Below are 12,835 nucleotides of genomic sequence, written 5' to 3'. Positions count from 1 at the left end.
TGTGCCTCAAAAATTTTCATTTTGTTTAATAAATTCGTTTGCTTTGCTGCTGTCGTGTGTTGAATATTAGCCAACTGTAAGTGGATGAACATTCATCTGTAAGGTTACGCTCAATTCTTTGAATAATTGCAAAATGCTTCAATCTATTATCGGATGGTTTTTGAAATATTTAATCATTTTAGAGCTGGAAATGCGAAAATCTAATTTGAGAAAAGAAAGATTAGAAGATTGGAGAAGTTTATATAATTACAAAAATCGAAATACTTAGTTATTAGTTAATATTCTTGGTTACTTCGATACCCAGTTGTTCCATTCTATAGCGCAGTTTCGACCTTGAAAGACCAAGTACCTTTGCGGCTTTTACTTGATTACCGTTTGTTATCTTTAATGTTTTCTGGATCAGCGTTCTTAAGACCAGGTCAATTTTTACTCCTTTTGGCGGGACTTGAAGAATAAATTTTTCATCATCATTTCCATGGGCATCCTTCCCTTCAATTAAAAATGAAAAATGATGATCACTTAATTCTTCCTCTTCGGCAAGTAGAACAACTCTTTCTATCACGTTCCGAAGCTCTCTTATATTACCCTTCCATATATACGCTCGTAGAAGACCAAGCCCGGCAGCATCGATTCCCGAAATATTTTTACCAAATTTTTTTGCGAATTCATTCAAGAAAGAGTAAGCAATGTAAATTATATCCTCTTTTCTCTCCCGCAATGGAGGAATATTTATCTTAGCTACATTTAGACGGTAGTACAAATCCTCACGGAACATTCCTTTACCAACTTCTTCTTCCAAATTTTTATTGGTTGCGGCAAGAACTCTGACATTTACCGAGACTTCTTTTTCTCCTCCAAGGCGGTAAAATTTTCTTTCTTGAAGAACGCGTAAAAGTTTTACCTGAAGATCCAAAGTGAGTTCACCGATTTCATCCAATAAGATTGTGCCTCCGTCGGCAAGTTCAAATTTACCAAGCTTTGTTTTTGTTGATGCGCCTGTAAATGCGCCCTTTTCATGACCGAACAATTCGCTTTCCGCAAGGTCTTTAGGAATGGTTGCGCAGTTAATTGTAATAAAAGTAGCATTGCAGCGGGGACTTTGCTGATGAATAAACTTTGCAAATACTTCTTTACCGGTACCGCTTTCACCCTCAAGAAGTATGGTTGTATCTGTGTTTTTAGCAAGTTTTTCTACCGAGGACACGATGCGTTGAATTTTTATGCTTTTACCGAAAAATTCTTTTGTAAGTACATTCTCTTCCAACAAAGTATGAAGTTTATCAACCTGCATTTTGAGACTAAGATTCTCGACCGCTTTTTCCAAGACAAATTTGAGTTGTTCAAGATCAATCGGTTTAAGAAGAAAATCAAAAGCACCGGCTTTGATAGCCGTAACCGCCATCTTTACATCTGCATAGCCGGTTATCATAATTACAGGAATTGCAGAATGTTTTTTCTTCAGTAAACGAAGGACATCAATACCATTATGGGTTGTAAGATAGATATCAAGAAGAATTATATCGGGTTGAAATTGTTCAATAAATTGTTCAACTTCTCCGGCATTCAAACAGGTGGAAACATCGTAACCAATTTTTATCAAAACTTTTTTTAATGAGGCTGAGACCAGATCATCGTCGTCAACTATCAAAATTTTTGCTGTCATAATTTTCATCTTCTCTGTGAAAGTATCTATTAATTATCATGCATGGCAAATTTAATCGAAAATGTTGTGCCTTTTCCATATTCTGATTCAAAAATCATTTCTGCGTTAATTTCTTCCGAGAGCATTTTACAAACCCCGAGTCCAATGCCATGTCCATTACTTTTTGTAGTAAAAAATCCGGATAAGATTTTCTCTCTGTCTTCTGGTTTAACACCAATACCAAAATCTTGTGTTTCCCAGATTACATAAGAAGTATTTTTCAATTTTTTCTTTGAACTCCGGATTATAATATTACCTTTTTCTTCTGATGCTTCAATTGCGTTGTTTATAAGATTAAGGAAGATCTGCATTAGTTTATTTTTATTCACATTTAGCAGAGGTAGATCATCTTCAAATTCCTTTTTTATTGTAACTCTTTTACTGCGTGCGGTAGTTGAAATTATTTTTAAACATTTATCGGTTAATGAAGATATAGATACTTGGTGCGATTTTTCCGTGGGCTTACGTGTAAAATCAAGAACATCTTCAATTAAAAAATTCACCTGTTCAAAAGCATCCAGGGTATCGCAGACAATCTCTTTAATATCGGTTGGTAAATCATCTTGTGCCATTTTCATATAATCAAGATTTAGTTTGATGGCGGAAAGAGGGTTTCTGATTTCATGTACTAACCCGGCCGTTAACTTTCCCAGCAAGATTAACTTATTCTCTTGTACAAAATCTTTCATAGGCTGTTTCCGACACTACTTGAATGGAACGAAGTCATTACTGAAACAAAAATAAATAAATTTGACCGAAGTATGAATATAAATTTCTTTTAATATTTAGAATTGGAGAAGTGGTGGAAAGACCGGAAATTAAAACTAAAGGTGGTTTACCTTTATGAAGTTCGTTTTATGCAGATAAACCACCTTATTTATTAGGACCAGTATGAAACTGATTTTTTACAAACCGACCTTTTAAGAATGTATTAGCTTTCCATTACTTCGGACACTTAATCTTTTCGTTTCTTTAGAGATTATAAACTTTGCAGTCAGCTCTTGCAGATTGATTGTGAGTTTACTCAAGTCTTCAGATGCTCTTGCTATCTGTGAAATACCCTGAGAAGTTTCTCTTGTAACGTTATTAATGCCTTCTATATTTCGGCTGATCTGTTCAGAAGAATTAGACTGTTCTTCGCTGGCTGCTGCCACTTGAATAACTGTATCGGAAACTCTTTGCGCAACATCAATAATATCTCTTAAAACATTTTCTGCTTCGTTAGCCAGTTTTTTTCCGTTTTCAACTTCTTGTGTTCCTTGTTCCATAGAATGAACGGCTTCACTCGTATCATTTTGAATAGTTTTAATCATGCTTGCGATTTCTTTAGTTGCTTTGGTTGTCCGTTCGGCTAACTTTCTAACTTCATCGGCAACAACGGCAAATCCTCTTCCTTGCTCTCCGGCGCGTGCGGCTTCTATTGCAGCATTCAGAGCTAATAGATTTGTCTGATCTGCGATATCATCAATAACTTGTATTATCTCGCCAATCTTATCGCTGCTTTTTCCAAGCGCAAAAACCATTTCGGCGGATTTTTCAACAACTTTACTAATGCGGTTCATACCTTCGATAGTTTGATGAACAACCATGCCGCCTTTTTTGGCCTGCTCGCCGGCATTTTTAGATGTAGCCGCCGCAAAGGATGTATTTTTAGTATTATCCAAAATTGATTTTGTCATCTGTTCAATGGCGGCTGCAATTTCGTTTGTCTGAACACTTTGTTCTTGAGCACCTGCAGCCATCTCTTCTGAACTTGAAGAGATTTGGTTTGCCGCACTTGCCGTCGCCGAAACCGACTCTGTTACTTCCAATAGAGTTTTATTTAAAGATTCAGAAACCGCATTTATACTGTTCTTAATTAATTGATGATCACCTTTATAATCACCTTCAACTCTTGTGGTTAAATCACCGGTCGCCATAACAGCCAATACTTTAGTCCCTTCTTTAATTGGGAAAAGAATTGTATCAAGAGTTTTATTCATTCCCAGAACTATTTCCTTAAATCCGCCATCAAATCTTTCAGCATCACCGCGAACTGTGAGATTACCGTTTGAAGCCGCCTCAGTCAAATGACTGATCTCATTTTTTAATTCTTCAAGAGTATCAATTTCTTTATTAAAACAAATTGCAAGTTCGTCTTCCGAAGAAGCAGGAGTTACTTTTTCAAATATTCCAGCAGAAATTTTCTCTGCAGCTTTAATTTTTTCTTTTTGTGCATCGCGGAATTGTATAAGCATCTCTTTCATTTCGCCAAATTCATCTTTAGAATCAACTTTCAGATCAATATTAAAATTTCCTTTGGAAAAATCAGTCATTGCTAATTTAAAATCATTTATTGGGTTTGTAATTGCGGGTGCAATAATAAAAAGCGCAAGCCCGAACACAATTGTTCCCATTACCATTCCGACTATAATTAAAATTTTACCGCTATAAAGTCTTTCAGTAATTCCCTCACTCAAAACAGTTCCCCGTTCATCCAAATAGTCTTCAACAACCTTAAATTTATTTTTCATTTGAGCCGAGACTTCTTCTCCCGAAGTGGTTGCAACAACACTTGCCATTTCATAATCATGCATCAGCCCTGCACTTAGAATAGCATCTATGACTACAGTTTTATAATTAACCCAAGTCTTTTGAATTTCGGCAATATCATTTTTTACCTTTGGATCAAATTCTTTTGCTGCGAGATATTTAAAAATACTGTCTGCGGAAATTTTTTCTTTACTTATAAATTTAATATCTGATGCAAACTCACTTTGAAAGGCTGCTACCGAAAATTTCATTAAAGTAAATTGTATTGTCTTGAATTTGTTATCAAGCTCGTGGATTTTATTCTGTGGCTGAAGAAATTCCGTAAAGAGAGATTCCTTTTCTTGCTTTGCCTTATTCATTTGATAAAATGAATTAATAGCAATTATTGTTGAAACTGCAGCAATAATAAAAAAACCTATTTGGATTTTACGAATTACCTTTACGTTTTTGAGCGTGAACATTTTATTCTCCTAGATTTTAAGACAGCTTAAAGGTAAGGGCTAATGAAAATTTTGCTTTTACGGAAACACCTTTATCTACTCCCGGTGTAAATTTGGTTTTCTTAATTGCTTTCACTGCTTCCTCATCGCATCCGTATCCAATACCTTTCACAATTTTTACATCATCTACATCACCTTTTTCATTAACATATATAAGCACATATACTTTTCCTTCGGTTTTGGTTCTTTGCGCCATTTCCGGATAGCTAATTTTTTTCATTATGCCTTCAAAACCGCCGACAGGTGTTGGCATTTTTTCGGCAGATAATAGATAATCATCTTCGCCGGAGAATGTATTTTTTATTTCTGCTCTATTTGTTGTTGAAAGAAATAGCGTAAAAAAGAAAAATGAAAAGAATATTTTATTGTAATTCATTATGATTTTCATGATTGATCTCCTTAAATGTTTACAATCTGTTCTTATATTCGTTTAGTTTGCACAAGAGTTTAATTTTATTTTCACTTTAGTAGTACAAATAAAAACTAAACAAGTCGGAAGCAACTAGATTTGTGCGTGCACCCTAACCCATTATTTTTATTTAAAAAATCCCCCATGTGTAAACCTTAAAAATTCTTTTTCGAAGCACACGATTTATTATATGAGGCAGATACCGAATTATCTGGGTTTGCTAAAATGTTACGATTGTATTCACAAGCCATTTCTCGTCTTTGTCTAAAAAAGTTCCGGCTGTGCTTTTCATCGTCCTGGCATCGGTTGTCATAATCTGTCTGTTTAATACTATCTCTATTTTGTCGTTCGGTTTCCAGGCTAGGCCTGCAATAAGGAAATTGATCTTGTCATTATCTTTATTAGTATCAAGATCGCAAGAATCGTACCTGAAGAGTAATGAAAGTTTAGGCTGCAAATCTCCAACAGGTAGTTTAATTTCTGTGAATAATGAGAAGACATTACCGGAAACATCAGCAGCATTTACCGCACCATCCGTTCTTGAATCATACTCAGCTCCGACTAAGACCACATCGTAAGAATAGCCTAGGAGTCCACCAAATCTTTGTTTCTTTAATCCGGCAGCACCATTTTTTCCTAAATAAGTGTATCCGCCTAAAGTAAGTGTTTTAAACTCTTCCGAATTTGGTAAAGGGACTAACGATACTCGCAATACTATGTCTTTGTATTTACTTGATTCCGGTGCGCTGTATGTTTCACCATTAAAAACGTATCCAGCTAATTCACCATATTTATCCGGCAGTAAATATGTTACTGATAAACCGAGATCGGCTGTTTGTATATATCCGTATTTGTCGTTCGCAGTTTGTGCAACTCCGCGGTATTTCCAAAAAACTTCGACTGCACCGTTCCATGGACCCGGAATCATACCGGCCTTAATAGAGAGAGACGATAATGGACTGAAATCAACGAACGCAAATTTCATTCTTACTGCGAGACCGGAATAATATGTGCCTGAAGTAGAATTTCTATATACATCCGTTGTCATTTGGAATTTCCAATTTTCAGAGACTTGAGATTTTGCTGTAAAGTACATTCGTTCAATGTCAAATTTGTTAAAATCACGCCCATCTATTCCCTGGACTGTATAAGAATAATTCCCGAAGAAAGATGCACTGAAATTAATAGGAAGTGAACTTTGTGTTTGAGCTAAAACAGATTTACTTACGAACAAACACAATCCTAGTACAATAGATGAAGTAAAGTATCTTCTCATTTATTTATCCTTTCAAGTTATTTGAATTATTTATAGATCCGTTTTTTTTGACTTCAATTTCTTACGTAACTATTAAAAAGAATTAATGACTAATCAACACTGTGAGTTTAAATTCGAATTGCTCTTCTGATGATTCCTCATGAAATCATTTCGATTATATGAAGATGTCTTGCTTATTTTGTTTTTGAGTTACAATTCTCTTTATCTCCATAATTAATTCTGATTACATAATCGCAAAAAAGATTAATATTTTAAGAAACACTTGCCAGCTTAATTTAACGACAACGAGGTAAGTTTTAGATTTATTAAATGATAACGAGAATAAAAAAGGAGGAGATTGTTAGGATCTCCTCCAAAATGAAATTACGATTTAATGATTACTCCGTTTGATCTGACCGAAAGACTACTTTTAGCAAACGTATTTTTATTGGCATGTATTGCACTTGTTGAATGATCTTCAATTTTGAATTTAGAAATGAGTTCTTGCAGATCAAGAGTTAATCTGTTCAAGTCTTCTGCTGCACGCGCAATCTGCTGGACACCTGATGCGCTCTCTTGCGTTACATTACTTATTGCCTCTATATTTTTACTTATTTCTTCTGCCGTTGCGCTTTGTTCTTCGCTCGCTGCTGCTACTTGTGTTACTATATCTACTACTTCATCCGATCCTGATATTATTTCTTTTAATGATTGTCCAGCTAAATCGGCTAACTGTTTTCCTTTTTCAACTTCTTTGGTTCCTTCTTTCATCGAGATAACTGCTTCTGCAGTATCTTTTTGAATCTGTTTAATCATTATTGCAATTTCTTTTGTAGCCTTTGTTGTTCTCTCTGCCAATTTTCTCACTTCATCGGCAACAACTGCAAAACCTCTCCCTTGTTCACCTGCACGTGCCGCTTCTATGGCTGCATTCAATGCAAGTAAGTTTGTTTGATCTGCTATATCATCAATGACTTGAATTATCTCTCCGATTTCATTACTACTTTTACCTAATGTTTGAACTAACTCAGCCGATTTTTTCACAACGAGAGAGACTCGATTCATTCCTTTAATCGTTTCTTCTACAACTCTTCCGCCTTCTTTTGCAACTTCGCCCGAATTTTTTGCTGCTTCGGCTGCGTTTGAAGAATTTCTAGTCGTGTCCATTATTGTTTTGGTCATTTCTTCCATCGCACCTGCAACTTCTGTGGTTTGAGAACTTTGTTCCTGTGCTCCTGCAGCCATTTCTTCGCTGCTTGATGAAATTTGACTGCTTGCACTTGCTGCAGCCTGAACAGCTTCAGTAACTTCCGATAAAGCGTGACTGAATGATTCGGCCAGACCATTTATATTTTCTTTTATTAATGCATAGTCACCTTTGTAGTCACCCGTCATTCTGGTTGTTAAGTCTCCAAGCGCCATCTTTTCCAAAACATGACTCGACTCATTAATCGGGTGTACAACCGCATCAAGAGTAGCATTTACACCATTAATTATTTCCTTAAATTCTCCTTTATGCATATTACTATCTGCTCTATATTCAAGCCTACCCTCTACTGCGGCTTTTGAGAGTGCCATTGAATCTTCAACAAGACTCTTCAAACTATATTTAATAGTTTGAAATGCTTTTCCCAACAAATCCTTATCTGATAAGAGTAAAACTTCTTTTCCAAAATTTCCGTCGGCGAATTCTGTCCCTAAAATAGACCTCTCCGTCATACTCGTCTGCAATTTTTTCAGAGCCGTATTCAGCTTCCCTATTTCATCGCTTCTTTCGGATACGCTTACATCTACGATCTCTCCATAGGAAAGTTTTTGAATATTACTTACAGATACTTCCAAATCCGCAACAATTTTCTTTTTAATAAAAAACATGGACATGACAAATGTAAAAACGATTGCAAAAGCTGCTAGAAGAATTGCTGCTAATCTTTGTGTTGCCATGTCGGATTTCATTCCGGCAAGAGAATATCTTACACTTACAACTGCAAGTGGTTCACCATCTTTAGATCCATGACAATCATTGCATGCTTTATCAGATAGGATCAATTCAATGTTTCTAAAAACATCCTTGTCTTTAAATGTTTCTGAAAGAGCTTTTGGCTGTTTCGATTTTAGAGCTGCCCGTTCATCTTGGTCCATTTTTTCTTCAGAACCGCTTTTAACTTTATCTGAAGGAGTTACCCTAAGTTCAACAAGATTTTCTGTGTCTTTCACTTTTTGTATGTATGGCCCAACATCGGAGGAACCTTGAGACATAGCAAAAGAAATCGACTTTATCATTAATTGGCTTGCATTGTGAACTTCTTGACGCATAGAATTTATTTTCGAATTGCTTTCTAGCACTAATAAAACAATTATCAATACGCTCAATGTTAAGAACAGACTTATTGAAACTATTAACCCCACTTTTTTAGAAATTGAGTATTTCATTTATCCCTTCAATAAATTAATAAACATAAGATTTAGAATTCCTCGTATTAACGACTTTGTAGCAAGGTGAAGAAGCTTTGCGGATTCTTTATCAGTTAAGATATTCATCCTCCTTTTATCGCATTACCGAGAATATTTAATTATTATTTTCGGACAAAATTTCAAAAACTTAAATAAAAAGTTGCGGATGCGTTTTTTATAGTGTTAATGGACTAACTTGCCTAGGTATATTGAATTTACTTTAAATGAATTAATGATGATGTGTCGCTAAAAATGAGCATGTCTTAATACATAGTTAGTTTAATTCTTATTCCGTTTTGAAAAACTGAAAAACGATGAATGATATTTAATATTAATTAGGCTGCTTTCTTTAACTTATTTTCACATTCATAAATTATCTAAACATTCGAATATGCAGCGTTTGACCACCTATTATATATAACACTAAATCATACCAAATGAATGGAATCCTCTCATACAAAGAAAGAATGTAGAATTTTATTTTCTCAATCAGTTCACAGTCTCTAGAACTTCTTTTTCTTCCTGGTGTAATATTTTGTCCAGATCTAAAAGTATGAGGAGCCTATCTTCTAATTTTCCAACAGCCGTTATATAATTAGAATTGATACCTGCAACTATCGATGGCGGCGGTTCCATAATATTTCTTGGTATTCTTAATACTTCGCTTACCGAATCGACTAAAAATCCAACTGTTTTGCCGGTTAGATCTACTACAATTATCCTTGTATCTTTATCATATTCTCTATTCGGCAAATCCATTTTCACTCGCAAATTAACAACCGGTATAACTCTACCGCGGAGATTGATAACTCCCTCTACAAACTCCGGAGAGTTCGGCACTTTTGTTACCTGTGTCATTTTGTTAATCTCTTGGACGTTCAAAATATCTATACCGAATTCTTCATTGGCAATTTTAAAACTTACTAATTGTAGGAGTTCCGTGGATTCATTCTTGGCTTCAGGATTGGTGTTCATAAAAAATCTCCCTTTATGTTTTTATTAAATTTATTTCCGTCATTATAAATATGATTTCAAAAAGATATCTAAACGAGAACTAATTAAAATTCTGCTCTTTATTATCTAAATATTAACCCAAAAGTTTAATCAATAATAAATGAATTCTTTCTATAGAATGACATGGATTCGGATGGAATGCATTTTGAAATTTTTGAGAACCATTCGGCTCACCTTTTTATATAAATCCGAGACCAGTAATTTCAAATTTATCATGATTGTGAAGTATTATTCTAGAAAATAAATTCCACCCATTCCGATAAAGTTCTGGAAAAGCAGCTCGTTTTTATTGGCTAATATTATTCACATGATTGATAACGCTCATTTAATATAATTCTATCTGTTTGTTGTGGAATGAATCAACTGCAATTCACCCTCAATAAGTAGCGTAAATATTCGATAATTGTATAGTGGATTTACATACTATGTACAGTATGGCATTTGAATTGTACGTTATTCAGGATGTATTACGAGTAATTTGTCTTCACAATTAGGGGTATTATGAAATGTTTTTAGCAAAAAAGCAGGTTTCCGGAATTATTTTTTGGATGATTAGGAAATTTTCTGATAGAGAAAATTTTTTCAGCGGTATAAATATAAAACAAACTATGTGATTTTTTGATGAAAGAGAAAAACAACGGAATAGTCGGCTCTATTTTTACCGAAGATCTCATGGAAAACTTTTCGCTCGGTATATTCAGAATTACAGCCGAGGGGAGACTTACATTTGCGAACAATTCATTTATCCAAATGATTGGATTCTCTTCACCGGATGATTTGATTGCCGGTTTGGGAACGAACGATGATTTGAGAAAATGTTTTTCATTGGAAAAGTTTTCAAAACATATTAAGAATAATAAATTAACTGAATCGGTAGAGAACCGGTGGATCAAAAAAAATGGCCAGTCAATTCTTCTTAAAGAACATATCAATGCTGTAATGGACAGTAATAACAATGTATTGTACTATGACTGCATGGTTGAAAATGTTACCGATCTTGCCATCATTGAAAAATTAATTCATTCTATTCATATTACTGATTACTCAATTCTGAAAGCTCTACCCGACTTGATATTTGTTCTTTCATGTAATGGTGTATTTCTCGAATGCAAGAATGGCAAATACCAAAATCTTTTTCCCGATACAGATCAATTTAACGGGCATTCTGTTTACGCAGTCTTTTCCAAAGAGATTGCTGATAAAATTCTCAATACTATATTAAAGGCACTCCAAACGGGAGAAGTGGAAACATTTGAATTCGAACTTGGAAACGGTAATCCCGATGAATTAAAGTTTTTTGAAGCGCGGTTTGTGATTAGTGAATATGAAAAAGTGCTTATGATTTTACGTGATATTACTATTCAGAAGCTTTCGGAAATTCAAATACAAAAATTTACCGAGGAACTGAAACACCTAAACACAACAAAAGACAAGTTCTTTTCCATCATTAGTCATGATTTAAGATCTCCAATAAACGGTCTACTAGGTTACGCAGAAATTTTGGCGAATGAACTTGATAGTCTTGACAAGGATGAGATTCGCGAGTTTGCAATGAACATCGTAGAAATTTCAAAGACTACAAATTCTTTGTTAACAAATATTCTTGATTGGTCGCGTGTTCAATCGGGCAGAATTTCTTTCCAGCCGGAAATGATAAACATTTGGAAAAGCTCGGATAGAATTTTTAATCTTCTCAGTCCTTCGGCGTCGAATAAGAATATATCGCTTATTAATACAATCAAAAAAGAAACTTTTATTTACGCCGATGAAAACATGATTCACTCCATTTTAATAAACTTGACCGGAAATGCAATTAAGTTTACAAACAACGGCGGATATGTACAGCTTGCATGTGAGGAAAATGAGAATCATTTTCATTTTACTGTGACCGATAACGGAATTGGGATTTCTAAAACAAATATTGAAAAGCTTCTTAACTCAGATATTATATTTTCCTCCAACGGCACCGCAAAAGAGAAAGGAACCGGTTTAGGATTATTACTCTGCAAAGAATTTATAGAGAAACATTCCGGTAAAATTTGGATCGAAAGCGAAGAAGGACACGGTACAACATTCAATTTCACAATAGCAAAAATTAAATTAGAATCATTAAGCGGAGAGGGGCATTGTTAAAATTTTTAGTTGTAGACGATGATGAAATAATCAGAGCCATGGTAAAGTCAATTTTGAAGAAAAAATTTGACTGCGAGGTATTTGAAGCCAATAATGGAAGGACCGGTTTGGAAGTAATAGAAAAAAACATGCCGGATATAATTCTTCTTGATCTAATGATGCCTGTAATGGATGGAGTTGAGACTTTAGATGCAATAAGAGCCAATTCTGCTTATAAGAATATTCCCGTAATAGTTATTACTGCAGTTGGTGATAGAGAAATTATAAGAAACCTTAGTGAAAAAAAAATTACCGATTATATCTTGAAACCAATTGATGTAAGTAATACCGTAGATCGAATCCAGAAAATGATCAACCGGCTAAATGAAACTAAAACAAATGATTTATTAGATAAGAAAGAAGAGTTGAACAGTAAAGTTGGCTTAATGCCAATTTTAATTGTAGACACTGATACGGAATTTAAAGCCTTTTTCTATTCTATTTTAAACGAGAATTTCACGATTTATCTAGCGTCCAATGTAACTGAAGGACTTTCTATTTTTGCAAATTATAAGCCAAAATATATTTTTATGAGTAATAGCTTAGGTCTGTTGGATAAAACTCTACTTACCCAAAAAATTAGGGAAACCGTTTCCGATAAAGAAGTTTCGATCTACCTTTTGACGGATAATACGAAACTTTTGACAACAAGAGTTTTTAGTTATGACGGTATTGTTAAAAAAACGATGGATAAAAAAATGTTTCTGAAGGATATTTACTCTGTAATGGAAAGGTTTGGATTGAAAGTGAAGAAGAGCGAGGTACAATATTCAATTTCACAATAGCAAAGAATAGCT

The 12,835-nt window shown here is 34.5% G+C and carries 9 protein-coding genes; 2 read left to right on the top strand and 7 right to left on the bottom strand.

Features of this window, described 5'->3' with window-relative positions:
• Positions 1-271: 271 nt before the first annotated feature.
• From NTX65_11160 to NTX65_11130, 7 genes are all read right to left on the bottom strand, one after another.
• Positions 272-1,663, bottom strand: a complete 1,392-nt coding sequence (locus tag NTX65_11160; protein MCX6169892.1) for a sigma-54 dependent transcriptional regulator — start codon at positions 1,661-1,663, stop codon at positions 272-274.
• A 29-nt stretch (positions 1,664-1,692) separates the two neighbouring features.
• Positions 1,693-2,391, bottom strand: a complete 699-nt coding sequence (locus NTX65_11155; GenBank protein ID MCX6169891.1) for a HAMP domain-containing sensor histidine kinase — start codon at positions 2,389-2,391, stop codon at positions 1,693-1,695.
• 231 nt (positions 2,392-2,622) lie between these two features.
• On the bottom strand, positions 2,623-4,695 hold the full coding sequence (locus tag NTX65_11150; GenBank protein MCX6169890.1) for a methyl-accepting chemotaxis protein: 2,073 nt from the start codon (positions 4,693-4,695) through the stop codon (positions 2,623-2,625).
• A 16-nt stretch (positions 4,696-4,711) separates the two neighbouring features.
• On the bottom strand, positions 4,712-5,122 hold the full coding sequence (locus NTX65_11145; protein MCX6169889.1) for an energy transducer TonB: 411 nt from the start codon (positions 5,120-5,122) through the stop codon (positions 4,712-4,714).
• Between the two features lie 241 nt (positions 5,123-5,363).
• A complete protein-coding gene (locus NTX65_11140) occupies positions 5,364-6,419 on the bottom strand; it encodes a hypothetical protein (protein ID MCX6169888.1) in 1,056 nt (351 codons plus the stop codon).
• A 363-nt stretch (positions 6,420-6,782) separates the two neighbouring features.
• Positions 6,783-8,831: a methyl-accepting chemotaxis protein gene (locus NTX65_11135; protein MCX6169887.1), complete on the bottom strand. Its 2,049-nt coding sequence runs from the start codon at positions 8,829-8,831 to the stop codon at positions 6,783-6,785.
• Between the two features lie 510 nt (positions 8,832-9,341).
• Entirely contained in the window at positions 9,342-9,827 is a 486-nt protein-coding gene (locus tag NTX65_11130; GenBank protein MCX6169886.1) for a chemotaxis protein CheW, read from the bottom strand.
• A 660-nt stretch (positions 9,828-10,487) separates the two neighbouring features.
• On the opposite strand from NTX65_11130, the gene NTX65_11125 reads away from it, so the two are divergent.
• The gene (locus NTX65_11125) at positions 10,488-11,999 is read left to right on the top strand and encodes a PAS domain-containing sensor histidine kinase (protein ID MCX6169885.1); all 1,512 of its coding nucleotides are present in this window, start codon (positions 10,488-10,490) and stop codon (positions 11,997-11,999) included.
• Positions 11,993-12,823: a response regulator gene (locus NTX65_11120; GenBank protein ID MCX6169884.1), complete on the top strand. Its 831-nt coding sequence runs from the start codon at positions 11,993-11,995 to the stop codon at positions 12,821-12,823. Before NTX65_11125 ends, NTX65_11120 begins: the two co-directional genes overlap by 7 nt.
• Positions 12,824-12,835: the final 12 nt, after the last annotated feature.

The organism is Ignavibacteriales bacterium (assembly GCA_026390795.1).
Lineage (GTDB): Bacteria > Bacteroidota > Ignavibacteria > Ignavibacteriales > Melioribacteraceae > Fen-1258.
The sequence above is the reverse complement of the archived record's forward strand: the minus strand, read 5'-3'. Positions and strand labels throughout refer to the sequence as shown.